Source organism: Dictyobacter vulcani (assembly GCF_008974265.1).
Classification (GTDB): domain Bacteria; phylum Chloroflexota; class Ktedonobacteria; order Ktedonobacterales; family Ktedonobacteraceae; genus Dictyobacter; species Dictyobacter vulcani.
Genome location: NZ_BKZW01000004.1, coordinates 454,273 through 480,735, shown reverse-complemented (window position 1 = coordinate 480,735; position 26,463 = coordinate 454,273). Strand labels below are relative to the sequence as shown.

Annotated in this window: 25 protein-coding genes and 1 pseudogene; 13 read left to right on the top strand and 13 right to left on the bottom strand. The window is 52.2% G+C overall.

All coding sequences use genetic code 11. The features are described 5' to 3' along the window. Positions 1-39: 39 nt before the first annotated feature. The gene (locus tag KDW_RS29470) at positions 40-1,458 is read right to left on the bottom strand and encodes a hypothetical protein (RefSeq protein ID WP_162005734.1); all 1,419 of its coding nucleotides are present in this window, start codon (positions 1,456-1,458) and stop codon (positions 40-42) included. A 5-nt stretch (positions 1,459-1,463) separates the two neighbouring features. Beyond that, on the bottom strand, positions 1,464-1,634 hold the full coding sequence (locus KDW_RS32085) for a hypothetical protein (RefSeq protein WP_162005733.1): 171 nt from the start codon (positions 1,632-1,634) through the stop codon (positions 1,464-1,466). A 992-nt stretch (positions 1,635-2,626) separates the two neighbouring features. On the opposite strand from KDW_RS32085, the gene KDW_RS29465 reads away from it, so the two are divergent. The 6 genes from KDW_RS29465 (at position 2,627) to KDW_RS29440 (ending at position 9,119) form a co-directional block, all read left to right on the top strand. Further along, the gene (locus KDW_RS29465; protein WP_162005732.1) at positions 2,627-3,262 is read left to right on the top strand and encodes a glycosyltransferase family protein; all 636 of its coding nucleotides are present in this window, start codon (positions 2,627-2,629) and stop codon (positions 3,260-3,262) included. A gap of 9 nt (positions 3,263-3,271) precedes the next feature. Continuing rightward, a complete protein-coding gene (locus tag KDW_RS29460; RefSeq protein ID WP_151759464.1) occupies positions 3,272-4,408 on the top strand; it encodes a hypothetical protein in 1,137 nt (378 codons plus the stop codon). 106 nt (positions 4,409-4,514) lie between these two features. Further along, positions 4,515-5,357, top strand: a complete 843-nt coding sequence (locus KDW_RS29455) for a MerR family transcriptional regulator (RefSeq protein ID WP_162005730.1) — start codon at positions 4,515-4,517, stop codon at positions 5,355-5,357. 417 nt (positions 5,358-5,774) lie between these two features. Next, complete coding sequence (locus tag KDW_RS29450; RefSeq protein WP_151759462.1) at positions 5,775-7,130, top strand: ABC transporter substrate-binding protein; 1,356 nt, start codon at positions 5,775-5,777, stop codon at positions 7,128-7,130. A gap of 149 nt (positions 7,131-7,279) precedes the next feature. Continuing rightward, a complete protein-coding gene (locus KDW_RS29445; protein WP_198925684.1) occupies positions 7,280-8,191 on the top strand; it encodes a carbohydrate ABC transporter permease in 912 nt (303 codons plus the stop codon). 34 nt (positions 8,192-8,225) lie between these two features. Further along, a complete protein-coding gene (locus tag KDW_RS29440; RefSeq protein ID WP_151759461.1) occupies positions 8,226-9,119 on the top strand; it encodes a carbohydrate ABC transporter permease in 894 nt (297 codons plus the stop codon). Between the two features lie 270 nt (positions 9,120-9,389). Here KDW_RS29440 and KDW_RS29435 read toward each other — a convergent pair whose 3' ends face one another. From KDW_RS29435 to KDW_RS36295, 3 genes and pseudogenes are all read right to left on the bottom strand, one after another. After that, positions 9,390-10,139, bottom strand: coding sequence for a zinc ribbon domain-containing protein (locus KDW_RS29435; RefSeq protein WP_233098000.1), 750 nt, complete (start codon positions 10,137-10,139; stop codon positions 9,390-9,392). A gap of 134 nt (positions 10,140-10,273) precedes the next feature. Then, positions 10,274-10,387, bottom strand: coding sequence for a helix-turn-helix domain-containing protein (locus KDW_RS34575; protein ID WP_233097999.1), 114 nt, complete (start codon positions 10,385-10,387; stop codon positions 10,274-10,276). A gap of 322 nt (positions 10,388-10,709) precedes the next feature. Further along, positions 10,710-11,924 (bottom strand): annotated as a pseudogene (locus KDW_RS36295) (MFS transporter); the annotation flags it as partial. 598 nt (positions 11,925-12,522) lie between these two features. Here KDW_RS36295 and KDW_RS29420 point away from each other — a divergent pair. The 4 genes from KDW_RS29420 (at position 12,523) to KDW_RS29405 (ending at position 14,924) form a co-directional block, all read left to right on the top strand. Beyond that, on the top strand, positions 12,523-12,939 hold the full coding sequence (locus KDW_RS29420; RefSeq protein WP_198925682.1) for a PAS domain-containing protein: 417 nt from the start codon (positions 12,523-12,525) through the stop codon (positions 12,937-12,939). Then, positions 12,927-13,952: a sensor histidine kinase gene (locus tag KDW_RS33380; RefSeq protein ID WP_198925680.1), complete on the top strand. Its 1,026-nt coding sequence runs from the start codon at positions 12,927-12,929 to the stop codon at positions 13,950-13,952. The genes KDW_RS29420 and KDW_RS33380 overlap by 13 nt, the downstream gene beginning before the upstream one ends. Beyond that, positions 13,949-14,203, top strand: a complete 255-nt coding sequence (locus KDW_RS29410) for an ATP-binding protein (RefSeq protein ID WP_162005729.1) — start codon at positions 13,949-13,951, stop codon at positions 14,201-14,203. Before KDW_RS33380 ends, KDW_RS29410 begins: the two co-directional genes overlap by 4 nt. Positions 14,204-14,366: 163 nt before the next feature. Continuing rightward, a complete protein-coding gene (locus KDW_RS29405) occupies positions 14,367-14,924 on the top strand; it encodes an alpha/beta fold hydrolase (protein WP_151759535.1) in 558 nt (185 codons plus the stop codon). 169 nt (positions 14,925-15,093) lie between these two features. On the opposite strand, the gene KDW_RS29400 is transcribed toward KDW_RS29405, so the two are convergent. The 3 genes from KDW_RS29400 to KDW_RS29390 form a co-directional block, all read right to left on the bottom strand. Next, entirely contained in the window at positions 15,094-15,414 is a 321-nt protein-coding gene (locus KDW_RS29400) for a hypothetical protein (protein ID WP_151759457.1), read from the bottom strand. Positions 15,415-15,517: 103 nt separating this feature from the next. After that, positions 15,518-16,339: a hypothetical protein gene (locus KDW_RS29395; RefSeq protein WP_151759456.1), complete on the bottom strand. Its 822-nt coding sequence runs from the start codon at positions 16,337-16,339 to the stop codon at positions 15,518-15,520. Then, complete coding sequence (locus KDW_RS29390; RefSeq protein ID WP_151759455.1) at positions 16,339-16,899, bottom strand: RNA polymerase sigma factor; 561 nt, start codon at positions 16,897-16,899, stop codon at positions 16,339-16,341. Before KDW_RS29390 ends, KDW_RS29395 begins: the two co-directional genes overlap by 1 nt. 195 nt (positions 16,900-17,094) lie before the next feature. On the opposite strand from KDW_RS29390, the gene KDW_RS29385 reads away from it, so the two are divergent. Next, complete coding sequence (locus KDW_RS29385) at positions 17,095-18,195, top strand: GNAT family N-acetyltransferase (RefSeq protein WP_151759454.1); 1,101 nt, start codon at positions 17,095-17,097, stop codon at positions 18,193-18,195. Between the two features lie 661 nt (positions 18,196-18,856). Here the strand turns inward: KDW_RS29385 and KDW_RS29380 are convergent. Next, positions 18,857-19,435 carry a hypothetical protein gene (locus KDW_RS29380; RefSeq protein WP_151759453.1) on the bottom strand — a complete coding sequence of 193 codons (579 nt, stop codon included), beginning with the start codon at positions 19,433-19,435 and terminating at the stop codon, positions 18,857-18,859. A gap of 603 nt (positions 19,436-20,038) precedes the next feature. Between KDW_RS29380 and KDW_RS33375 the strand changes: the two genes are divergently transcribed. Then, positions 20,039-20,566 carry a hypothetical protein gene (locus tag KDW_RS33375; protein WP_198925678.1) on the top strand — a complete coding sequence of 176 codons (528 nt, stop codon included), beginning with the start codon at positions 20,039-20,041 and terminating at the stop codon, positions 20,564-20,566. A gap of 271 nt (positions 20,567-20,837) precedes the next feature. Here the strand turns inward: KDW_RS33375 and KDW_RS29370 are convergent, their stop codons facing one another. The 3 genes from KDW_RS29370 to KDW_RS29360 all read right to left on the bottom strand — a co-directional run bounded on the left by KDW_RS29370 (position 20,838) and on the right by KDW_RS29360 (position 23,531). Continuing rightward, positions 20,838-21,086 (bottom strand): DUF2795 domain-containing protein, encoded by a 249-nt coding sequence (locus KDW_RS29370; protein ID WP_162005728.1) that lies wholly within the window; start codon positions 21,084-21,086, stop codon positions 20,838-20,840. Positions 21,087-21,213: 127 nt separating this feature from the next. Continuing rightward, positions 21,214-21,762: a DUF4188 domain-containing protein gene (locus KDW_RS29365; protein WP_151759451.1), complete on the bottom strand. Its 549-nt coding sequence runs from the start codon at positions 21,760-21,762 to the stop codon at positions 21,214-21,216. Between the two features lie 548 nt (positions 21,763-22,310). Beyond that, on the bottom strand, positions 22,311-23,531 hold the full coding sequence (locus KDW_RS29360; RefSeq protein ID WP_151758169.1) for an IS110 family RNA-guided transposase: 1,221 nt from the start codon (positions 23,529-23,531) through the stop codon (positions 22,311-22,313). Positions 23,532-24,638: 1,107 nt separating this feature from the next. Between KDW_RS29360 and KDW_RS29350 the strand changes: the two genes are divergently transcribed. Then, positions 24,639-25,715, top strand: coding sequence for a DUF6585 family protein (locus KDW_RS29350; protein ID WP_151759449.1), 1,077 nt, complete (start codon positions 24,639-24,641; stop codon positions 25,713-25,715). Positions 25,716-25,875: 160 nt separating this feature from the next. Here KDW_RS29350 and KDW_RS29345 read toward each other — a convergent pair whose 3' ends face one another. After that, a complete protein-coding gene (locus KDW_RS29345; protein ID WP_151759448.1) occupies positions 25,876-26,352 on the bottom strand; it encodes a hypothetical protein in 477 nt (158 codons plus the stop codon). Positions 26,353-26,463: the final 111 nt, after the last annotated feature.

Below are 26,463 nucleotides of genomic sequence, written 5' to 3'. Positions count from 1 at the left end.
AACTACACACTTACCGGACCGCACGCTGGCCACGCATAGCTAGCTGACGGTCGATTTCCTCGTAGTAGAGGCCCTGCCGTACTCCGGTCGCGATCTGCTCGCGCAGGTCAGCAGGCAGACGGCCGGACAGCAGTTCCTGCTCTTCTCGGGGATCCAGGGCTGCCCTAAACGACGCATCTCGTCCGCCAGTTGCTGATCGGTAAAACTATATTGAGCAATCTGCGTCCCGATCTGGTATTCATCGATCAGGGAGAGAGCAGTGTCCTCGGACTCCTGACGATGTCCCCAGAATTTTTCCTGCTGCGCCCGATAGCTGGATGGCTGGGCAAGCTCGGCTGGATCCTGTTCGCGCAGGGCGCGCACGCGCTCGACGAGTTGCAGGATCTCGCGCTCCAGTTCGGTGAAGAAGAGCGGCATGCCATTGGGACCGCCCTGCGCGTTCTTGCAGCGGAACTTCACGCCACGCAGACGCTCACGGATGTCCAGCACCAGTTCGGCAAAGTAGAGGTCAGGATTGTCCAGGCTGTATTCGTCGTCTAGCTGGTTGATCTGCAGCAGATGGCGATACAGCTTGTGGGCCCACGTGCGCGATGAGCGGTTCGCGTTGTCTCCTAGCTCGTGCGAGATATGGTTTATGGCAACGGTACCGTTCATCGGCAGTGGCGCCTCCGAGGACTTCCAGCTTGCCGTCAGTAACGCCTGGATAGGCTCACGCTCCGGCTTTGTTTTCGCTACCGGCTTTGACTTGTCTGCTGTCCGCGTGGGCTCGGCGGGCTGGCCTGGCCGCATATACTGCTTGCTCGCTACTGCTTGCTCGACTGCTTTGGCGGCAGAATATTTTGCAGATTGGGGGATGTCTGGTAGATCGCTTGTTTGAGCAAGCGTTGCGGGAACCACTGCAGAGCAAGAAACCTGTTCAGCACTGGCAAACATACACACATCAGTGACAAATGTGTCTTCATGCGTATGTTTCGAATTCGAGATATTATAATTATTATTATAGTTATTAATATATTTCGAATTCGAATTATTCGAAGACGAAAAAAAAGAAGAGTTATCGCTCGTTGACAGATCTGTCATTGAGCTCAAAACCACGGCTGGCGCTGACAGATCTGTCACTGAATAATCCTCATTGTCAGATCTGTCACAGACATTCGCGACAACATTGTCAGTTTTGCCAGTGACATCTACGGCGGCATTGTCAGATCTGTCAGTGACATCTACATGAGATTGATGGGCGGCGGCCAGGGCGGCGATTTTTTGCAGGAATGGAGTGCAATCAAAATCATGGTAGGTTGTGCGGCGTCCACATTCGTCATAGCAGTCATAGATGAATAGCAGTCCCTTTCGGACCAGCGCATCCAGGTGACGCCGGATCTGGCGCTCAGAGAGGCGATAGCGCCGGATCAACGCCAGAAACGCCAGTCGGCGCACTGGCCGCGCACAGCCGGCAGTCAATAAAATCATCCGAATAAAGGAATATTGCCATTCAGTAATCTCGGTCTCGGATACCAGAGCTCGACCGCCAGCGGAATCAGCGCCAGTTCAGACTGGTCTGTCCCAAAACAGTAATCACGGCTCAAGCTTCCTTCGACCAGCTCGGTTGGATCAATCACAGATACACATACACTCATCTTCCACATCCCCTTTTTGACATCCAACGCCCTATAAGGTTACATATTAATAACCCGCAGGGGCATACTATGCCTGATAAGGAGTATTTTCGGAAACGATCATGGTAAATTCCTTGACCGTTTGAGCCGACAATGGTATGCTCTTTATCAGGCAGTTTGGTGCCGGCAGAGGTTGGGATTTGACAGATCATTATTACCTCTACCAGCACGCCTTTTTTTTTGGCTTTGCCTGCGCCTGTCTGTCACAGCGTCAAGGCATCGCGCATTACAACAAAAACATCTGAATTGTATAGAGATTGGTAAGAGCACATGAGCCAATCTAGCCTGCATGTATGCACACATAAGCACCTGCGAAAAAGTCGATCCAACTGGAGCGAAAAACACGCCATGCCAGGACCGAGATACCAGCGCGGGGGATCACCGGCATCAACGACTTTCCACATCACTCTGTTGCCTCAAGATCATCAGTAGCAACCCGCTTCACCAGATTCTATCGATCCTGGTAGCGTGTCGTATCTGTCAGGCAGAAGATTGTCTTTGTACGTCGCAAAAAGAACAGCCAGGCTGTTCTGGAAAGGAGTAGAGTCAAGAGGAGATTGCAGAGTCAATGACCGACCAATAATATGTAACACCAAAAATCTCTTGAAATTCATCCTCAACACATCCTCACCAATCAAGCGAGATTCAGTTTATGCGCCTAGTATAGCATACAAACACATTGCCAGCAATCATCATTTTGGCCTATTTTTCCTGCTATCTGCGTACGCATATTTACGTATGTGGCCAGCAGATGCGACTAAAATAAGTATACCTGTACCACCAAACTCTACGCGATATGCAAGGGCTAGCCCGGCCTGAAGATGGATGACCAAATCTCGTCTGGACGGACCATGCGTTGCTTTTTGCTGGCGGCTGTTTTATCATAGAAAAACCTGGCCCCAAAAGAGCTTTTTTGGCTATATACAAATAGAGAAAGAAAGCATTTATAGATTATGATAAAGAGCGCCGATCAACCTTTATCCACACAGAAAAATCTCTACACAAAATTTATGACGATAACGCAAAAAAAGACCCCGAAAAATTATATCGTCTGGCTGGTTATCGGTATGGTCTTGCTTGCAACTATCGGCCGCCTGCTACTGATCAGCAATAACTGGCCAGTGACCAATAGCGATGAAGCCACCATGGCGCTGATGGCCCGGCACATTGCACAGCAGCGGGAGTGGCCGCTCATGTTTTATGGTCAGGGCTATATGGGAGCGATCGAAGCATATGTAGCCGCGCCGTTTTTTCTACTCACAGGACCATCCTTAGTCGGTTTGCGGATAGGTCTCTTATTATTTTATGCCTGTTTTGTCATTGCTCTCTTCTTCCATACACGCTTCCTCTCCAGCCAAAAATTTGCCGTGTTTAGCAGTCTGTTACTGTGCCTTGGCTCAAAAGAAATTATTGCGCGTCAATTAAAAGCAATTGGTGGCTATCCTGAACTGCCACTACTGGCCATACTTCTCTGTATACTCGTCGTAAAAATAGTCTGGTCCGATGATGAAAGAAGCCTGCAACAGCGCAGATTTTTGTATGCTTTATTTGGTTTATTGAGTGGTATTTCACTCTGGATTGATTTTTAATTCTCCCATTTGTATGTACGGCCTGCTAATCATCCTGCTCTTTCCCAAAAACAGCTCCGATCATCAGCAGGCTTATGGCTGCTGGCGGGCTTTGTTATCGGCATAGCGCCAGTGATCATCCATAATCTTGTGGCCCCATTCGACCAGAGTACCTTCGCCAATATGGCTGGCTTTGTCAACGCGAGCGATGGCAAAAGTTATACACTGCTCCACAAGCTCGCTGGAACATTCTTCATCAGCATCCCGGTCGCCACCGGCTACCCGAATGTATGTCCTGCAAACGCCCTACCAATCCTCGGAACGATGGATGCCGCCTGCACAGTCCTGCAAAGTTGTTGGAGCCTTGGCTATCTGCTCTTATGGACCCTGGCTTGCTGGAAGGCCGTCCACAAAATTCTGCAGGAAAGAAAAAATCCAGACAGTGCAAGCCGCGAGTCACGCCAGTGGCAAATCCTTGAGTATAGCCGTCTGATGATCCTGCTCAGTTGCGGCCTTACCATCCTGATCTATGCCCCGAGTATGTCCGCGGCCTCAGCACCCATGCTAGCCGCACGCTATCTGGTATGCCTGCTACTATCCATTCCAGTTATACTCTGGCCACTCTGGCCACACAAACTGCAATTCAGGACCATACCGGGAGGCATGCTCTTCCTGAGCCGCATCTGTCTGTTCCTACTCATCTTCTGCATGTTCTTATCCGGAATCGTTGAAGCATTTGCCGATATTACGACGGCCCAACAATTTTCTGTACACCAGGCAAACCTGATTCAGCGTCTACAAACACTCAAAGCCACACACATCTACTCGGAATACTGGACATGTAATCGCCTGATCTTCCAGAGCAACGAAAAGATCATGTGTAGCGTCCTGAATGAAGACCTCACGCCGGGTATGAATCGCTATCCCCCATATCACCTCGCCGTCAAGAAAGCATCCAGGCCCGCGTATGTTTTCCCATATAGATCCAAACACGACTTAAACTTCATCAAACAACAAACGCAAACAAACCAGCTACAGAAATACCGCTACATAAAATACGAAAACTACTCGCTATACATCCCCCGTACCGGCAGCGCCTGTCGCTGCGACCTCCCCACGCATGAGCAAGCCGTACCGGCAGCGCTCGTCGCCAATAGGTTTCGGTGAAGCGCTTTTGTGACCATAAAAATAGGTGGAGAAAAGCAGCGAATCATCCGTGGAGAGAGCGCCACACGCGTCATACCGTATAATTTCGAATAAAAGGAGGAAAAGCGTGGATCACAAACACTATACGACCAGTCAATTTGCGCAGAAGGCTGCCGTAACACCACGGACCTTACGTTTTTATGACAAAGTGGGTCTGCTCTCCCCCTCTGAGCATACCGAGGCAGGACACCGACTGTACTCAGATGAGGATCTGTGGAGTTTGCAGCAAATTCTAGCATTGAAACTTCTGGGTTTCTCTCTCGAAGAGATCAAAGTGTGTCTGCAAAAGGATCCGGAACATTTACAAGAGGCACTGGTGATGCAGAAGGCGATGCTGCGGGAGAAGCGCAACCAACTGGATGCGATCCTGCGGGTCATCGAGAAAGCTGAAGAATTGTTAAAAAGGAACCAGAGAGATTGGGAATCAATTCTTACCAATGTGATCCAGGTGATGCATACGGAACAAGATAAAGCGTGGGTGAAGAAATATCTCACTGAGGAACAACAACAGAAGTTGGCTGAAATCTCTCAGAAATCGTACAGCCCTGAAACTGCACAGAAACTGGCAGTATGGGGAGAGATCTGGACCGAGGAGGATCAGCAACGGGCAAATCAGCAATGGGATGCTGTGTTCGCGGAACTGAGGAGGCTGGTTGCGGAGAGGAAAGATCCAACCAGTGTGGAAGGCCAGGCTCTGGCGAAGCAGCACAGTGAACTGATCAAGCAATTGACTCGGGGTGATGCGGATGTCGAGGCAGGTGTGAAACAATGGTGGAAGAACTATGAGGAGCTTCCCCTGGAGGAGAAACCGCTCCCAATGTATCACTTTAGTAAGGAGGAAAAAGCGTTTCTGCAGAAAGCGCTAGCGTACTACAAGCGCAGCAATGGGACGCAGTGTCGCGCCATCTGATAGGATACTCACGGTCTGGTCCGTCTCGATATTGCGCAACTATATTGTATCAAGATATGCATAGGCAATACGCTTGCTATGCGGAGACCACAGCACCTGATTGGTATAATCAGGCGTTGACTTGATCGTGATGGCGCGAGCAGATCGTGCAGGAACCAATCGGCAGCAAGGGCCAAACCTACATTTACGTTTTTATGGGTACAGACAATTTCACCATCTTATCCCACAAAAATATTATTTATGTCAATTTATTGCTTCATGGTATCCTTGGTAATCAATAATGTATTTTATAGACATTAAAATAGTATATTTGTCATTGATAGTATGGTATACTTTTGCCCTGAGCTAGCGTCAATAGTGTTGATAAAGCTCATGCTCGATATGAAAAGTGTCGTTACAAGGCATAAGGAGCTCTAGATGAGTGTCCAATGGTGGTTGCGGAAACCATATGCAGTCTTAGTGCTGGTGTTGCTGCTATCATTGTTGCTGGGAGCCTGTGGCAATCATGCTGGTCCGAAAGAAGTGGTCTTCTGGACCAGCGTGACCGATGACATCGATATGCAGGCACAACGCGATATCGCCACGGCCTTCAATCAGGCGAATCCGACCCTGCATGTACGTGTGGTGCCTGAGCCCAGTACGGGCATCGGCGATTCGACGGCGCTGATCACGTCTGTTCGCGGCGGCGTTGGGCCGGATGCGTTTCTGATGGACCGCTTTACGGTCGGACAGCAGGCCGCGCTTGGACTGTTGGCCGATCTCTATCCATATACCAGTAAAGAGCAGAATCTGACCGGTCAATATCTGCCTTTTGCCTGGTCGGAGACACAGTTTCAGGGCCATCCCTATGCGCTGCCGATGGATACAGATGCACGGGTGCTTTACTATAACAAAACGGTACTGCGCGCCGCGGGCATTGATCCGGCTGAACTGGATCCAAAGAATGGGCCAATCAAGATGAGTAAGCTCAAGGAACTGGCCTTTAAGGTTAATCATAAGGATGCCCACGGCAATTATGATCGCGTCGGCTTTATTCCCTGGTTTGGCCAGGCCTTCCATACCACCTGGGCCCTGGATTATGGCGCACAGTTCTTCGATAACAAGCAGTGTCAGTTAACACCACTTGAACCGGCCATGCTGAAGACCTTTACCATGTATCATGACTGGTCACAGGCGCTGGATTTTCAGAAGATCAGCACCTTCACCGCCACCTATCAGCCTGCCAACGCCCTACCATCACAGAATCCTTTCTATTCCAACCATCTGGCCTTCAAGATTGATGGTGACTGGGACCTCTCAAGCATCAAGCAGTATGTCCCGAAACTGGATTATGGGGTGACCTATATGCCGGTGCCAGATGATCGCAGCACGCCGTTTACCTGGTCCGGTGGCTTTGCCATGACGATTCCAACTGGCGCCAGTAATCCTGATGGCGGCTATCGCTTCCTGCGCTTTATGGCCGGACCCGAGGGGCAGCGGATCTATACGAAAGAGACCAGCCACTTACCGACCTGGAAAGCTTTATTAGACGAGAAGCAACTCTACGATCCAGGCCATCTTTTCTTTGCCCGCACGCTGGCTTTCTCGGTCAGTCGTCCACCATTGCCGGTTGGTGGCCAGATCAGTGATGAACTGGCGTCCGTTCAAGATAAAGTAGATTTCAACACAGCATCCCCCAAAGAAGCACTACAGGAATTTTATAATCGTGTCCAACCACAGATGCAACAATACTGTCCATTCAAACTAGAAGGCTGGAGCAACCCGTACAAATAAGGTCATACGCATTGCTATTGAAAAGCAATCGTGAACGCCGCTCTCTCGCGGCTAGTGAAGTCGCCACAACTCAAGCATGCAAACGTGACAGCCTGTCAGGCGACTTCACTCACACGATTGAGCGGCATGAGATAGAAGGAGGTAGGGTGGTGGTAGCAGTAAAGTCTTCATCTAAACTGAGTCGCCGCGAGCGCACCAATCTGTCCAGAGGACTCCTATTTATCAGCCCCTGGTTACTGGGCCTGATCATCTTTACCATCTATCCACTGATCTATTCGATCATATTCAGCTTCACGCGCTACTCGGGCTTCAGGAGACCGGTCTGGCTGGGTATGCAGAATTATACACGCCTGTTTAGCGATAGCCTGTTCTGGCTCTCGTTGGGTAATACGCTGTATTACGTCCTCTGGGCTGTTCCCATTGGTATCGTGGTCGCGCTCTTGCTGGCGCTGGCCATGAACCGCGATGTGCGCGAGGTAAACGTCTATCGCGCCATCCTCTATCTGCCATCGATCCTGCCGACCTTCGCGCTGGCCTTTATCTTTATCGTGCTGATCAATCCGCAGTATGGTATCGTCAACATCTTCTTCTCGCTATTTGGGGTACCTACGCAGAACTTCCTGAGTGATCCACTGGGAGCCAAAAACGTGATTATCGTGCTGGCACAACTGGGGGCCGGCAATGCCGCGCTGATCTTTCTGGCCGGACTACGCGGGATACCCGCGACGCTCTATGATGCGGCCAGAATTGATGGGGCCGGCGTCTGGCGTCGCTTCTACTCGATCACGCTACCGCTGCTGTCACCAATCATCCTCTTCAACCTGATTACCGCCCTCAGCGGTGGCCTGCAAATCTTCCAGCAAGCCTATATCATGACCAACGGCGGCCCCAATAATGGCACCCTTTTCTACATGCTCTATCTCTACCGTAACGCCTTCGCCTATGCTCAACTGGGTTATGCCTGCGCCCTCTCGCTGGTCCTCTTCGTCATAGGTCTGGCCCTGGCTGGCATCCTCTTTAGCGTCGCGCAACGCTTCGTGAACTATGAGATGGTAAGTTAAATTGAGCCGACCACAACATCGGAAGGATATATATATGGCAACTCAGGTTATGGACAAAAAAGCCGTCGCGACAGATGAGATGACACGCTATCGGCGGCGCGCCCGCTTGCAGCACGTGATGCAAACAGCCATCCCGCGTCTATTCCTGCTCATCATGTGCCTCATCTACGCAGTGCCATTTTACTGGATGTTGAGTACGGCCCTCAAATCAACCAGCGAACTGGCCGAATTTCCACCCGCACTATTTCCCAGAACACTCCACTTCGAAAACTTTGTCCTGGCCGTCACGAAGATTCCATTCGCAGTCTATTTCGGCAATACACTCCTGATCACACTCCTCACCATCATAGGATCAGTGCTGGCCAACCTGATCGTAGCCTATGGTTTTGCCTGTATCGAATGGCCGGGACGCGATAAAGTCTTCTACATCGTGCTCGCCACTATGTTCATCCCATTCCCAATCGCCATCGTCCCCCAGTTCGACATGTTTGCTCGACTGCACTGGATCAACACCATCCTACCGCTGGTCGTGCCCCACTTCTTCGCTGGAGCCTTCTTCATCTTTATGCTACGGCAGTTCCTGCTGCAAATCCCCAGAGAACTGCTTGAAGCCGCCAGGATGGATGGTGCCACGGAACTCCAGATTATGTGGAACGTGATCCTCCCCCTATCGCGGCCCGCGCTGGCCGCCGTGGCCCTCTTCTCCGGCATCAGCGCCTGGAACGACTTCATGGGCCCCTTGATCTATCTCCAGGACGACCTCAAGCGCACCCTGGCAGTCGGACTCCAGGTATTCCGTTCCACGCACGACATCCAATTCAACCTGCTGATGGCTGCCTCCTTACTGACAGTACTACCACTGATCATCCTCTTCCTGTTCAGCCAGCGCTTCTTTATCAAAGGAGTCACCGTCGGCAGTATCAAATAGCACAGGTTGACAACGGCAAACGCTCTTGTTTAAAATAGAGGTAGGTGGCTCAAAAGATGTTAGCTAATGAGGAACATGAGATTTGTCTGCTCCGATCTTGATACGCACCTGTGTGCAGCAAGTTGCCACAGATGGCAAATTTCGTTGTTCCTGCTTCATAGACCATCGCCATAGCACCGGGCCTTGAGATCAGCTACCGGCTTCGGCCTCACACAGTCTCCACAGGCGTTTTTACGTTGGGCCTGAGCCACTATCCACAACGGGAACGGATCACTCTTCTGCTTCTAGCAAGCGGCGGCACTCGCGTTCCAGATTGATCGCCGCATTCAAATCACGATCCATCAGCAAGCCACATTTCAGGCAGCAATAGGTCCGGTATTTCAAGGGCATGCGCTTTTTGACGTACCCACACCCAGAGCACATTTTTGTGGATGGGAAGAACCGACTCACGAAGATGGCCTGCCCACCCACGGTCTGCATCTTAGTTTCAAAGAGCCGCAATAGCTGGCCTAGCCCGGCATCAGCCATTGCACGAGAGAGGCAGCGGTTCTTGAACAAACCGCCGACAATCGGATGGGTGTTGATGACAGAGACGTTAGGCACTTCCACGTGAATGCTCACATACCAGTACCCGCCAGACAAACCGATGGTTGCGCCCATGATTTTGACGGAGGAACATGGGATCTTCTTGCGCTCATTGCGCCATTTGCCAGCTTTCTTGTTCGGATCAGGAACCACAAAGCGCAATGACTCTGCCATGTTGACCTTGCCCAGGCTCCGCTTGTAGGTGCGCTTGTTCCGTATCTTCTGAGGTAGGATCCCATTCGCTTGCTGCTTGTCCAGAAGAAATTGCCCCAAGACAGGAACGATGATCCAGTGGTCTCCCACCGAAAATTTATCATTCGCGATGGAAAATGTCTCCCTGCTCTTGTTCTTCTTTTTGAAGGTGGGATACTGGTTCTGCCCCTTGAAGAAGCGAGAGAAGGCATCACCAAGATCATCAAAGGCACCTTCAATCACGCACTTGGTGACCTCAAAGGTCCAGGGAAATTCCTTTGCTCGGATCGCCCGAAAGTGTTTCTTGAGCTCGTTGGCGGTGGGCTTCTTCTCCCGTTTGCCTTCCTGGTACGCTTTGTATTGCTTTGTCCATTCTGCTAAGCCCAGTTGTACACGAACCTGCGGGTACCTGCTGCCCGTCGAAGATAGTCTTCCTGCTCAGGAGTTGGATGCAGGCCAATCTTGTGTGCTTTAATCATCGTTGGTGCCATGGCCTAACGCCTCCTGCAACAACCCCTACCAGTTTTGCAAACTCACCAATGGTGTACATGTGCGTAACATAACACGCATATAAGTATAATTTCAACTATTTAGTACCTCCTTCTCAATACAGTCTTTTAGGAACCGCCGCCAAAATATCCCTCCCCGACCATACCCAATGTAAGTTCGTGGCTTGCCCACGATTTTCTCGCCTCAAGGTACCATTCGCCTCAACACACGGTACGTGCACGCATTGAAACGTCCCAAGCCAATGGTATCGTGTCCAGGCACATCCTGATCGAGGGCGGAGGCAATCGTGGGCAAGCCACGAACCTACGTTTTCCGCCACCATAGCCATGCGGCGGCGGCGATGAGGAGGCTGAGGAGGGCGCCGGTGAGCATGGCGTGGGGAGCGCCGAAGGTGGCGGAGAGCCAGCCCATGAGGAGATAGCCGAGGGGCAGACTGCCATCGAAGAAGAGGACCTGGACACTGGTGACGCGTCCCGTGAGGTGCTCGGGGGTGATTGTTTGCAGGGTGGTCATGGCACGCATGGCGAAGAGTTCTTCGCTGAAGCCGATGCTGGCAATGAGGAGCAGGGATAGGATGTAGATGGGCGAGAATGAAAATGCGATCTCCAGGATGCCAAAGGCCAGCATACCCAGTAACACGCTGCGTGGGGTCGCTGGCTGGTTACTCCAGGCCAGCCAGAGTGCCGCCAGTAAGGCACCAATGCCAGCCGCGGCCGAGAGGAAGCCAAAGCCGCTTGCGCCAACATGCAGCCTATCGGTAGCGAAGAGTGGCAGGATCACGTTGAAGTTTGAGCCAAATAATAAGACTAATCCTACCACCAGAACCATCAGTATGATCTCCGGCGTGCTCCAGACATAGGCCAGGCCCTCGCGCAGGCTCTGCCAGGTTTTCTGCGGCTTATCCCTTTTTTGTGAAGAAGGTACCTGACTGTGGAGCTCATGGCTCCTGATTAGAAGCAGGCTGACGATGACCGGGATAAAGCTGAGCGCGTTCAGCAGGAAGAGTGTGGTGACGTTGCTGGCGGCGATGATCAAACCACCAAGCGCGGGACCCGCGATCCGCGCCAGGCTATTGAAGGAGAGTTCAAGGCAAAGGCGTTGGGCAGGTCCTCACGACCGACCATCTCAACGACAAAAGCCCGGCTCGCCGGCTTGCCCAGGCTGTAGGTGCATCCCAGCAATAGTACCAGCACATAGAGTTGCCAGAGCTGTAATCTACCGGTCGCGATCAAGATCCATAGTAGCAGCGCCTGGAGCATAGCGGCGGACTGCGTGAGCAGCAGGACGCGCCGTTTGGGCCAGCGATCCGCGAAGACGCCACCAAAGATTGAGAAAAATAAGATCGGCAGCGCCTGCAATGCTCCCACCAGGCCAATCTGCCAGGCACTATGGGTCAGTTGCAGGACCAGCCAGGTCTGCCCGATACTCTGCATCATCGTGCCCAGAAGCGAGATAATCTGCCCGGACCAGAAGAGCCGAAAGTTCCTCTGCCGTAACGACGTAAAAGCCCGTAACCAACCTGTCCGCGCGGGTCCAGGCGGCAGTAGCGTTTCCCGCTCGGGCTCAGTCACACTCTCAGGAACCGACCGTGCCTGCGCACGTGGCAAGCGCCACTTCATACTCTGTGTTCCCTTTCTTAAATATCTTATCCCACAACTCGCAGGAAAAGTATACCGAAGGCGTAGATAAAAAACGCCGTCCAAAAGCACGTTGTCATGCCTTGACGTGAATGATACAATTAAAATGAGAAATCAAGGTCTTTCATGAAGAACATGCAAAGCCTTTTCCACTATTTATAAAATTTGAGCCTCATTCCCCTGTTCTGCTTGCAACAACGCGGCTTTTTTGTGTATCGTCTACACAGTAGGTATGTCCATCGATGAGAAACTGAGAAAGGTTTTAGAGCGATCACTCATATGACGCACAAGCCTCCACATGGAACGCCAGCGGCATCTGTCGAAAACACCCGGCACATACCTCCCGGGACAAAGAGTCATGACCCGGGCAAGCAGCTCATGAGCCTGCTGGATACGCTGGACGGGGCCATCTCAACCATGGACTCCCGGTGGTGCTATACCTATGTCAATCCCCTGGCGGCTTTATTGATCGGGCAACCATGCGAAGCCTTACTCGGACAGCCGGTCTGGGATCTCCTCCGGAGGCGGTTGCGGCCCCCTTCGCCGCCGAAGCACAGCGTGCGGTCCAGGAAAATACAATAGGGCTGTTTGTCGCCTGCTATCCAGCGCTCAATCGCCGGTTCGAGCATCACATCTATCCTTCTCCTGAAGGTATTCTCGTCATTGCCCAGGATATCACCGAACGCCAGCAGCACATACTTCAGTCCGCAGAGGAGAGCGAAGCACGCTTTCGCACCCTTGCCGATAATATCTCCCACTTGGCCTGGATGTCCGATGAGAGCGGCTGGCTTTTTTGGTACAATCAGCGCTGGTATAACTATACCGGAACGACCTTGCAAGAGATGCAAGGCTGGGGCTGGCAAAAAGTGCATCACCCGATCATGTGCAGCGGGTAACGGAGAAGTTCAGTCACTCCCTTGCAATGGGCGAGATATGGGAGGATACCTTCCCACTACGCAGTAAAAATGGAGAATATCGCTGGTTTCTTTCTCGCGCTATTCCCATTAAAGATGAAAAAGGCAAGGTGCTGCGCTGGTTTGGGACAAACACGGATATTACTGAACAAATACAAACTGAAGAAGAACTGCGCCAACTCACGAGACAACAACAAGCCACGCTGGCCCAACTTGACTCACTGCTCCAAAATGCACCAGTTGGCTTTGCGTTCTTTGATATGGAGCATCGCTATGTGCGCATCAACGATTTCCTGGCGGAAATAAATGGCATACCGACACAAGAGCATCCTGGCAAAATCATTGAAGAAGTGTTACCGGAAATCGCAAAAATTATTGTTCCCATTTTTGATGAGGTAGCGAAAACGCGCAGGCCGATACTGAATGTAGAAGTAATGGGAGAAACACCAAAAGCTCCTGGTGTCATACGCTACTGGCTGACCAGCTTTTATCCGGTGATGAATGAAAGCAATCAAGAGGTTGCGTTGATTGGTACCATCGTGATGGAAATCACCGATCGCAAGAAGCTTGAACAGCAAAAGGACGAATTTATCGGCGTGGCCAGCCATGAATTAAAAACTCCGCTCACCAGTCTGAAAGCCTATGCCCAGATCCTTGAGCGGCGTTTCCAGCAGAGTGGCGATATGCGTTCATTTGTCTTGCTCCAGAAAATGGACGTACAGCTCAATAAACTGACGAGCCTGGTAGAAGAGCTCCTCGATGTCACCAAGATCGAGAACGGGCAACTGCGACTGAACTACTCCTCGTTTGATGCCAACACCTTCATCAATGATGTGGTCGAAGAAACACAACGTGTGACCACCAGGCATCACATTGTGCAGGAACTGGCCCCATCCGTCACCCTCCAGGCGGATCGTGACCGCATTGGACAGGTGCTAACCAATCTGCTGACCAACGCCATCAAGTATTCACCCAGGCCGATACCATCCTTGTGAAGACGGTCCGCACTGAGCACGAGTTGATTATCTCGGTGAGAGATGCTGGCATCGGCATCGCGAAAGAGAAGCAGTCGCACCTCTTTGAACGCTTTTTCCGCGTCGAAGGCGAGAGCCAGCTCACCTACCCCGGTCTGGGCCTGGGCCTGTATATCTCAGCCGAATTCGTCAAACGCCATCGCGGCTCCATCTGGGTCGAGAGTGAGTCGGGCGCGGGAACCACCATGTCATTCTCATTACCCCTCCAGTAGCGGCAACCCTCGTGGCTGCGACCAGTTCGCGTACGAGCAAGCCCACCTGCCATGGAATTTTTTTCAGCTGCAAATTGTTGTGTTTACTATATGACCATTGGTCCCGAGGCGCATAAGCACACGCTTTGATGCCACTACTCTATTTGAAGGATTGTTTTTACACATGGAATGCATCGTTCGCAACATCCCCGTTTACTATGAGACATATGGTACCGGCACCCCCATTATTATGATCCATGGCTATACACCTGACCATCGCCTGATGACTGGCTGTATGGAACCGGTGTTTGCCCAGCGACCAGGCTGGCAACGTATTTATCTGGATCTGCCCGGCATGGGACGCACACCTGCCAGCGACCAGATCCAGGGCATCGATGATATGCTGGATCTGGTGGTCGCTTTCATTGATGCCGTCATCCCCGGACAACCGTTCCTGATCGCAGGAGAATCATATGGCGGCAACCTCAGCCGAGGCGTGGTACAGCGCAAATTCGCGCAGTTCAGTAAGCTGGCCCAGCCGTTCACCAGACCCGTCCTGATCTTCACCGGCCGCCAGGACACGGTAGTCGGATACCGCGACGCCTGGAACATCCTCGAACAATATCCACGCGGCACCTTCGCCGTCCTCGATCGTGCCGGCCATAACGGCCACATCGAACAAAGCCAACTCTTCAACGCCATGATCCATGAATGGCTCGACCGCGTCGAAGAAACCCTGTAGGTTCGTGGCTTGCCCACGATTGCCTCCGCCCTCGATCAGGATGCGCCAGCGCACAATACCATTGGCCCGGAACGTTCCTATGAGCACATGTGCCTCGTGTTGAGACGAATGGTATCGTGAGGCGAGGCAATCGAACGCGAGGGTCGAACCTACATCGAACGTGTCCAGTTCATGCCATGACGCGCATGTCGTAGACTTCGTGTTCATGGTTAAAGGTGCGGCGGTAGATATAGATTTCGGTGACACGCTGGTTCAGGGGCAGGGCCAGATAATCTACGGCATCCGCTGTACCATGAGGCCGGGCGCTGAGCGTGCCATGTTTGCTGATGTGTAGCGTCAGGGCCTGCTCGGGCTCGACTGGACCTAGCCGATGATAGCCATGGTAGAGCATCCAGGGCACGGTAGTGGTGTTGCGCAGGATGAGCAAGTCGTCATCACTATCCAGGCCGAGTCCAATGCGCGAGCGAGACCAGGGCCACCAGCGCTGCACCAGCGACTGGTCCTGGTCTGCGTAGGGCGGACCGGCGGCTCTTCGATCTCAGGGCTGTATGTCTTGACCATAATCCTTCTCCTTTCTTTTAGCAGGATCGCATTCACTTTGAGATCGGCAGCAACGGACCCCGATCGGCCACCCCGCGCTGACCGGGGACGCCATGGATGCAGATGCGCCGGGCACGGGCGGCCAGCGATGGGGTGCCCCAGCCTGGACGCCTGGAATGGCGGCTGCGGCTGGCGAGTCCTTGCAGTCCCTCACAGGTACGCTCACGGCCCAGCCAGCTCACCACACGGGCGTCAGCCTGGAAGGTCAGCCAGCGCTGATAGCTATGGATCAACACAAACATACAGGCGCTAAGAAGGGCCAGCCCAAGACTCCAGGCGAGCTGTTGCTGCCAGCCAAGCACAATACTACTCAAGATGGCACCAGCGGCCAGCAGACAGAGCAGCCAGGATAGTAGCTGGTTCACGGGCCTACGGTTGAGTAGATAGCGGGCCAGGCCACCGGCCAGCAGGACATCGAGCTCGACCTGATCAAGAATCCTTTGACGACCACGAACATCGGTCAGACGGATAGCACGGGGCAGCAGAAACGCGATCCTGATCGTGGGCAGGTCGCCACGGCGTACCAGGCGATAGCGCAAACGCGGCGCTGGTACACGCCAGCGGATATCAGCACTGCGCGCAACCTCGACATAGGCTTCCTGGATATACATAGGGGCGCTACGGACCGGACGCCGTCCCCGCGCCAGCCAGGCAGGCTGATACCATGGGCGCTTCAACTGTTGCTGTAGCTGCATCCAGGTCCGTGGAGGCAAAGGCTGCTCGTCCAGCGGCGGGCCATAGTATGCTGAGAGTACCTGCTCGACATCCGTAAGCGGCTGCTCCGGTTCCGGTGATCGGCCAAATGCATCGGGCATCACAAACCTCCTCCTCTTATTTCCACTAGATGGCGCCGCAGTTGCTCACGGGCACGGTTTAAACGCGATTTCACGGTTCCCGGCGGCCAGCCCAGCACCCGGGCAATATCCAGCTCGGTCAGATCAGCTCCATAGCGCAGAGCAATCACGCGACGCTGCTCGGCGTTCAAATAAGCCAGGGCCTGCCGCACCTCGTCGCGCTGCACGACCAGTTCCTGCATATCGCGGGCTCCATCGCCATAGACCGCTTCCTGCACCACCACATCATCCAGCGAGACAGGATGCAGGTGGACGCGCTGCTTCTCCATGACATCCAGGGCATGACGATACAGGATCCGCATCAGCCAGGGGCGAAATGGACTGCCCGCCTGAAAACGCGGCAGACCACGCCAGGCCAGCAAAAACGCGCCCTGCGTAATCTCTTCAGCCAGCGGACGCTGATGGCACATCCTGAGCGCCGCCGCCATCGCCACCGCATGGTGCAGCTCCCATAATTGCTGGAACGCCATCTGGTCCCCATAGGTCGATCGTTCCACAAGCTCCGTTTCACAGCTAACCACGACGTCCCTCCCTTCTCGCTACTATATACAGCAGGTAAGGCTCAAAAGGTTCCATCTTTTTCGTTCTGGTGGAAAAACACGTAGGAATACATAGATGCTATAATAGTAGCTGTACTATAGTCTCTACATATTGACGAAAGGGTGCGCGGACTCTATTTAGCGAATGGGGCCTGGCGTATAAATAAATACAAACATATGGCATTAGCAACATGGTGGCAAGGCGATCCCTTGCCAGAACTCGCTCCCCTGCCAGACTTTTCTGTCGGCGTGGCAAGGGACAGAGCGGCCCTGGCGAATCTGGCCCATCTCACCGAGGAAGAAGTGACCCGCCGTGTGCGAACTGGCAGCCAGGCCTATATTGCCTATCTGGGACGCGACGCCGTAGCCTATGGCTGGGAAGCCACTCATTTTGGTGAGATCGTCGAGATCGGACTGCGCTTCATGGTCCCGGACCGCCAGCGCTATCTCTGGGACTTCGCCACCCTACCCAACTGGCGCGGACGCGGCATCTATCCCCGCTTACTCCAGGCCATTATGCGCCAGCACATCACCAACATCGAACGCTTCTGGATCCTCTATAAGCCCGACAATATCATCTCCGAAAAAGGCATCCACAAAGCCGGCTTTCAATCCATCCTCGACTTCAGCATCGAAGCCCACGGCTTCCTCGGCCATCCTCTCAACAACTCCCCCGCGCCCACGAAGGCGCCAGATTCCTCCAGATCCCCCTCGATAACACCCCGTAGGTTCGAGGCTTGCCCTCGATTGCCTCCGCCCTCGAACCTACCTGGTTTAATGGTGTTTGGCCAATGCGTCGGTGTTGATGGCATCGTAATTCAGATAATACTTTTCTTCTTTAACACGTTTCTGTACATAGCTGACAAAGGATTTCACCAGTGGCCCGGGATTTTTCTCTGTATACATATACTCGACGGCCCAGATTCAAGCCAGACACTTCTGGATGATTTCTTCAACACCCGCCGTCAAAAGCCCCCAGAGCGGCGCAATAAGGACAATTCCGCCATACAACATAGTAACTGGGCCGTTGGGATCCCCATTTTTCCATGCAATAAAGAGCAGGACAACTACCAGGACCAACGCTCCCAGGAGGATAACGATTACATTTATCGGCGCGCCAACGTATTTTCTCAGATCATAGCTCAGGCCCACCAGCAGTATGACAATGAATACCGGAATCAAGAACCAGAAACTGGCCAGGCTCATATCGATCCAGAAGTGGTTATTCAGGAGATGCGTGATCTGGATGCTACTATAGATCGAAATACAGGAGACTAATGCGCCACGCCAACTGCCAAAGAGAGCTGCACAGAGGAGGGTTGTCGCTGGAGCAAGCACGCATACTAGCACCACGGTCTGACAAAATTTGATCAATCCAAACCAACTATTAGGATCTTTATCAATATTAGAATTTATCGTGAAAAGGCAACTTACCAGGATAAGGATACTTATCAGACTATAAAGCAGCATAGCCAGCACTTGTTGCTTTTTCGAAGTTCTGCGCGTCAGGGGCAGGACCGCTGGTAGCTGCCGTGGCCTGCCTGGAGTTGGCTGTAAAGGCGTAGAGGTTTGTCCATAATACTTGTTTCCCTGATTAGCAGCGGGTGGATGCCCTGGTTGATGCGACATACAATGGCTCCTTCCAGAGATACAATGATCATAGGTAATAGAGAGAAGATTCCTGCTTATTTACGTCTGCTTTATCTTTATTGTAGAGCTGTCGATCAAGGCCTCATGTGCATCTACACGCTGTCCCGAGACCCCTTCCACCGCCAGGAATCCTGCCATCGATTCCAGTGGCTTAACCCAAATTTTTCTGGATGATTTTGTCAACACTCAGCGTCAAACCCACCCAGACCGGCACCATAAAGATACTTGCGCAGGCAAATATAATAACGGCCCCGAATCCATAGTCCTGGCTGCCGGGATCCCCCCTATGCTAAAGGGAAGAACAAAAAGCAAGACAAATGCTCCCAGCAAAAAGAACGAATACAGGTATCGGCGCGCCAACGTATTTTCTCAGATCATAGCTCAGGCCCACCAGCAGTATGACAATGAATACCGGAATCAAGAACCAGAAACTGACCAGACTCATATCGGGCCTGAAGTGGTTATTCAGGAGATGCGTGATCTGAATACTACTATAGATTGAAATACAGGAGACCAATGCACCACGCCAACTGCCAAAGAGAGCTGCACAGAGGAGGGTTGTCGCTGGAGCAAGCACGCATACTAGCACCACGGTCTGACAAAATTTGATCAATCCAAACCAACTATTAGGATCTTTATCAATATTAGAATTTATCGTGAAAAGGCAACTTACCAGGATAAGGATACTTATCAGACTATAAAGCAGCATAGCCAGCACTTGTTGCTTTTTCGAAGTTCTGCGCGTCAGGGGCAGGACCGCTGGCTGCTGCCATGGCCTGAGTGGAGCGCCCTGTCGCGGAGTCGAGGTTTGTCCATAATAATTGTTTCCAGAATGAACAGGTGATGGGCGCCCTGGTTGATCTGACATATAATGGCTCCTTCCAGAGATACAATAATTATAAGCAAGAGAGAATATTCCTGATTTTTACATCTGCTATATCTTTATTGTAGAGTTGTCAATCAAGGTCTCAAGTGCATCTATATGCTGCCCCGAGGCACAATACGTTTCGGTGAAGAGATAATAAAGTACCGGCAGCGCTCGTCGCTGCGGCCTGTCGGCGTACGAGCATGTCCCTGGGAGCTAGGACCCCTTCTTCTTCTTTTCGTGTTACCTGCTCGGACGTGCACTAATCGCAGCGACGAGCGCTGCCGGTACGCCAGGTTGCTTGCAATCGCACTGTCCTTTCTGACGCTTCACCGAAAGTATTGGTCACCAGGCACGCCCCACCACAATCCAGCACCGTAGGTGCCACATAGCCATGCAGTAAAACGCGGCTAATCGATAAGATAGCGGTATTTTAGTACTATGCTGAATTGTGTGCATCAACATAAACTGCTATACTAATTCGAGCTATTGGGCATAGGGGTGCAAGCAACAGAATGTAGCTTAAAGCGCAGTATTGACATACTTATATTCTTTTATGCGTTTCCTATGATTTTTATTATTCATTTGCGGAGAGGAAAATAGCGCATGTATCGTTTAATTGTCTGGGGCCTTTATCGCATTGTTGGTCCAAAGTGGGGTCGGATTATTATTGGCGCACTCCTTGCATTCATGGGGTTACTGATCTGTTTTACAGAAAATGGTTTAATTCTCGGTATTATCCTGCTGCTCGGCGGACTCGCCCTGCTGGCGTACGGTATCTTTAAAACCAAGGGGCGAGCAACCAATATGAACGCATATGGCCAGGCCCAGACCCTGGGACAGCAGCAGCCTTATGGCCAACAGCCTCAGGCTCCTTATGGTCAGCAACAGCCTTATGGTCAATATGCGCCGCAACAGCCTCAGGCTCCTTATGGTCAACCAACACCATATGGTCAGCAACAGCCTTATGGTCAGCAGCCTCAAGCTCCTTATGGCCAGCAACAGCCTTATGGTCAGCCAGCACCATACGATCAGCCGTCGTCCCCATCAGGAGCGGGCTATGGACAGGCTCCTTATGGAGCACAGGGCAATAATCATTATGGACAATCCGGACCCAACTATCCTCAGCAATAACTAAGCTAACAACACAAATAGGAAAGAGCACGGCGATAAAGAAACAGTGTTTCCATCGTCGTGCTCTTTCCTATTTTCACTAACGCCCTTGTTCAGAAGCCGCATGGTATATGCATCAGACGAGATCATCACACCCCCATCTGACTGCCTCTGAGAATTTCAGGGATATGCTCCTGCACGTAGAAAAGCCAGCAGTAGCACAATTCTCAATGCTCAAGATAAGGTGCAAATCTGCACGCTGCCTTCCGATATCAGGCGCCTGTCAGGAAAACTAGTGCTGGTTACGTGAGCCAGCGCGGTCATTCTGGTTTGAACCCTGATTTGAACCCTGATTGGAGTTCAAAGCGCGAACGATCTCGTTGACCGAATTGAATGACTGCTCTGGAAGTCGGCGCATCTGGCTGACGATCTGATCGTCAGCGCCTTTGCGCTGAGCAAACGCGACAATTTCGTCACGCTGAGCAGGAAATTTCATGTCTTTAAGGTAGCCTTCGATATGTGTTGCTTCTACATTAGCCATGGGGAATCCTCCTTTTAATAAAGCCTGTCGATGCGTCATCACACCAGCAAGCAATCTTCATTTCCTCTTCACTATACGCCGACCCACAATAAGAGGATTTCCACCTAATGATGTGCATGTTGATAATTTAATTGAGCTCATTGACGACCTGGGATGGCGTGGCATTCCCGGATTGCGCTGGCGTAGCGACGGCAGGTTCTCCCTGGCCGCCCAGACGACGGCGAGCGGTCTCGCGTCGACCGATGGCCGGGACGTGGCGGGTAGCCGCCGCCAGTCCAAAGACCGGCATGTTACCATAGACCGCTTCATATTTGCCAGGCTCGATCATATAGGTCTCATGCCAGATCCCCACACTACCATCCGTACCAATCGCCCGATTAAAGCGCTTCCAGGCTGACAGATGTGGCTCATCCTTCGCACGAGCAAACCTCTCCAGATCCTCAAATGAGCGCCAGTACTGGATCATCACTGGTCCACGTAACCCGAAAAACGTTTCCGCACCCAGAAAACCAAGCTCGGGATGCTGATAGAGTGAGCGCAACATTGGACCCATAGCCAGGACCGTGGGAACCCATTTATGGACCGCGAAAAATTTATTGATACGCATACCAATCTGAAAAACAACAAATGGTTGATCAGCCTCAGCTGCAAAACGCCCTGGAACAACAGTAGCCATCGTAAAACCCTCTTCTCCAACGAACTGCTAACCGACAATTAATATATCTGCTAGATATATATCATAAAGATATATAAAAATCAAGGCTTTTGCCTTCGTACCGGCAACGCTGGTTGCTCAATACGTTTCGTTGAAGCGCTTTTGTGGCCATAAAAATAGGTGGAGAAAAGCAGCGGATCGTCCGTGGAGAGGGCGCCACACGCGAGACGCTCTCTGTCAAGGGGGGCCAAAAAAGACCTTTTCAGCTCATATCCCGAAGGCTTTTTGAGCACAGACTGACCCAGTGCCCTGATGCTGGGTGTGCAACCAGCACACCCAGATGATGAGACAGGGTACGGTCGTTCAATGGGTGAGGCTCGTTTCGCTTTTGACTCGCCGTGGTCTCAAGCCCGCTGCTCTTCCCCCTTGACTCCACGGGCGCCAGAGGCCCTCCCATTGAAGCAAAGAGTTGCTGTATCGGTTCCAATCGCGGATCTCTGGGTGCTCCGCTGTCGCGTGCTGCCGTGATCTGCACGGCATGCCGTGCAGATCACGGCAGCACGCACCGCTCAGGCGGCCGCTGGCGCATGGCGAGCCTGGGCTTGTACAAACGTGTCCTCCTGATAGGTCTCTTTCTTGCGCCGCATCGCCCAGATAATCCGAAGCCATGTATTGGCCAGCCCCCGAAAAATGGTCGCACTCTTTTTGCCTTGCTTCTTTTTCTGGTCATGATACGCTCGCGCCCAACTGATGTTCTTGCAACTCTCTGCCGCCAACAGATACACTGTAGCGCGAAGCGTTTTGCTACACGCTTGGCGTTGCACTACATAGCGACTGTTGCCGCTTTGTTTGGTGACTGGAGCGGTGCCTGCGAGTTGTTGCGCGACGGCGACAGTGGCTTCATGAGGGTCAATGACCGCCAACTCCGCCAGCAACCGCGGGCCCAATCGCTTGCCAGAATTGGGGAGGCTCGCGAAGACCTCATATTCATCTTGCTGCTGATAGAGCTCCTCAATGGCCAGATCATAGTCATGGATCTGCGCCATGAGGGTGTGCAGTTGGGCGACCAGCGTTTGCGCCAGTCGGGATTTGGCATGCACCACCGCCGCGCTCGCCTCCAGGTGCGGTTGTTGAAGCAGTGGCCAGACCCGTTGCGCACACGGTAGGGGATGAGGATGGCGTGCCTGTTTGAAGATCTGGGTCAGCTCCTCTACGCTTGCCTGATGTGCCTGCTCAGGAGTCGGATAGGCGACGATGAAAGCGAGCAAACTTTTCTGCAACGTGGTCCCTTTGTCAAAGGCGTCGAGGACCACCGGGTAGTACGCTTTCAAGCACGCGCGGAGTTGATTCGCCAGACGCGTCTGCGCTCCAATCAATCCCTGCTGATCACGCACCAACAGTTGCAGTTCCTGCAACCCCTGCTCTGGCAGATGCAGGGGCCTCAAATCACGCCAATCACTGCGGGCGATTTTGGCCAGGGTGTAGGCATCAAGCAGGTCGGATTTGGCGCCGGAGACGGGACGCCAGCGATCAACCGTTTTAGGATTGATAGGATACGGGACAAAATTGGCCTTCAGCAAAGCGGTCACGAGTAAATTGGTCTTGGTTTCCAGCACACAGATCATCTCATCTTGATGATCGGGGCCAGTAAGTGCGCGTAAGCGCGTAATCAAGGAGGCAACTCCTGCGGCAGTATGGTCAATCCGTAGGCGCAGGCACAGCGCTCCTTCATGGTCGAGGACGACCACATCATGATGGGTGTCAGCCCAATCGATACCAGTAAACCACATAGCAATGCTCCTTTGAAATGAAAGGGAACGCTCCAAGGCGGATCGAGCCTTCTACTGGCGCTCGAAGCGCAACGCTCTCGTGTGATTACGACCTTGGAAAGCACCTGGAAATACAGGTCTCGCGTTGGCAGTCTCTTCGCGAAGAAGAGCCGCGGGCCGGCAGGGTATTTTCCAGGTGGAGTCCCGTTGCTTCACTCTATCGCATCATCCTTTCTGCTGTCCAAGTGAAGCATTCAGTACTCATGCCAAAAGTATAACGTAGAAGGCCGGCATGCGGCGTGATGGTGGAGCGAGGTGCGCAACGAGCAGCGCATGCCTGTGGCGCCTCCACCGAGACGGATCCTGTTTCGTGATCCTCTCCGATAGGTACGGGAGGATCCACGTGCTCTTCTACCACGTTGCTGTGCGAGCAGGCAACGGCACGGCACCACGATCCTGTAGGCGCCACAGCACTGCGCAGTCGTTCTTGCACGCTGGCCTGCGCAAACGCAGCAGGGCGGCCTCCGCGTGTGGCGCCCTCTCCACGTACACCTGGCTTGCTGGTCACGTCGAACCATCTCTCAACATATCCCTAACCAAAAGTATTGACGCTTGCCGCTGCGACCTGTTTCGCGTATGATAGAGGCACCGTATACATATCAGCTAACGGGGCGCATGTAGAGCGCTGCTCACTTGGACGTGGACGGGGCGCAGCCATGAAGGCTAATACTTTTCACGTAAGCCTTTTTCTGGACGAGATTGACGAAAGCATCTAAGCCGATCAGAGGCCCAGTGACTTCAAAGGATCAAGAAAAGCGAACAGGTAGGTTCGACCCTTTGGGTCGATTCGTGCCTGCATGCTATCCTTGCTTGACCATGAGCAAGCCTCTTCACGCCTTGCTTCACCGCTTTTTCACTTGCGTGATCCTGCGGAGGTGAGGGTATCGTAGAGGCACCCGAATCGACCCAAAGGGTCGAACCTACACGTTTTTACCTCCCTTGATCCTTTGAGAAGGTATTCCTTCACCGTCATGCTATCATTTCAGCCATTCAATCCCTTAAGTGAAACGTATTAGCCATGAAGGCTGCCGCTACTATAAGCGCAATAATATATCTGGGAGGGATTCCGTGACCACGCAATTACAGCCCGATGGCAAGCTGCCATTGCATATTTACGAGAGCGCTGCCTATACAAATGTGGGCATACCACTGAAAAAACTAGTAAACTGGCCTGCACAAATAATATGCAGTCTGGGAGCCATAGTCTTTTTATGCCTGTTGGGTTGGCTCTGCTATAACATCTATGGCGCAATCGCCTTTATCTTTCTCTTACAAACCTATCCTACCAGTGACGCCGTGCCTATTGAGCAATTAGGGAATTACTTCTGGCTGCAATATTTGCACGACAATTTCTGGTACAATGCATTCGTTATCGCGAGTCCTTTGTTAGGTAGCCTGGGCTTATTTGGTCAGTTTTATCAGGGAGCACGGGCACAAATCTATCTCTGCAGCGAAGGCATGCTCACAATCTACAAGAAAAATGTAGAGGCCATACGCTGGGATGACGTCAAGGAATTTTATCTCTCAAACAGATCATCGGTAACGCAACTGGCAAGAGAAGATAAAACCAGGTTATTGCTACCTTTTAGCATCCTGGGCGCATCCAACACAGCTAGCGACCAGGCTATTGTAGCAGAACTGATGCAGCGCTTATTACCGGCGGCTCTGGCCAGCTATGAGCGTGGCGAGGTCGTGTCATTCAGAAAACTCCAGATCAGCCAACAAGGTATTTCTGTGCCAGGAGAACAGGTAAGTTGGGATAACCTGGGCGCGATCGCCCTGGACAGAGGGGAACTCTCGGCCTATTATGTCAAAGCAGAGCCGTTTGGCAGCATCCCAAAGCCATATATCAGACAATGGCACATCTGGCAGGAGCGACAAAATAACAGTAGCTATCTGCCATTGTCCTGGCCCAATCTTCCTGTCTTTGTAGAGCTCGTCAACCAGATTCTCGATCGCCTGGACAAACACGAAGAGCCATCAGGCTTGCGTTCACTGAAAGAAACAGCACTCAGCATCCGCACCCGCGATAAACGCTGGCGTAACATAACCTCAATCGGCACCTTTATCATCATTCTTGCCACACTTGCATACCGCATGGGAACATACATTTATCAGCACGTTATACATATAAGCACACCTTGATTATTAGATTCAAATAAAGCACAAGAATTGATAATCGTTAGTATTGAGAGAAATCATAAAAAAACGTAGCGGCAGCCCTGGTGGCTAATACTTTTCACTTAATAAGCACATTCTGGTCTCCGACATCTCAACCAAAAAGTATTAGCCACCAGGGCTGCCGCTACAAGAGAATTGTGCCTCTTTTGCTCTTTTCAGCGAGCAAAAGAGGGTACAAGTTTTTATTGTTTGTTGCTATCGCTGGAACTGGCGCCGCCAGTACTCGATCCCTGTTCACGCTGATCAAATGCAGAACCCTCACGCGTCGGGACACCACCCAGGTCAATCTTGCCACGCTGCTGCTCATCTGGCTGCTGGCGCTCGGCGCCTGTAAATCATCGCCGGCCGTATCCGTCACCGCCGGCGAGGACTGCTCGCTCTCAGCGCGATAGCGATGCTCGGACGCCTCACGATAGGCATCCTGATCCAGGTTAGCTGGCTCAACGATCCGATTATCGTCAAGTTCCTGTTGAGACCGCTCACCTTGTGGGCGCTCACCACGGTTTAAAGGATTACTCATACTCGTATTCTTCTTCAGCTCCTCCTCCACATACTTCCCCGTACGGATCTCCTCGTCCAGGCGTTTATTTAAGTCCGACATTGGCACCACACTTTCTAGCAATAACCTGAATATATCAAGTAGAAACTCGCTAATATTGTCCCTTTGATCACGCATAACAGCTCAAAAAAGTTTCCGCGTCCCTTGATCAGA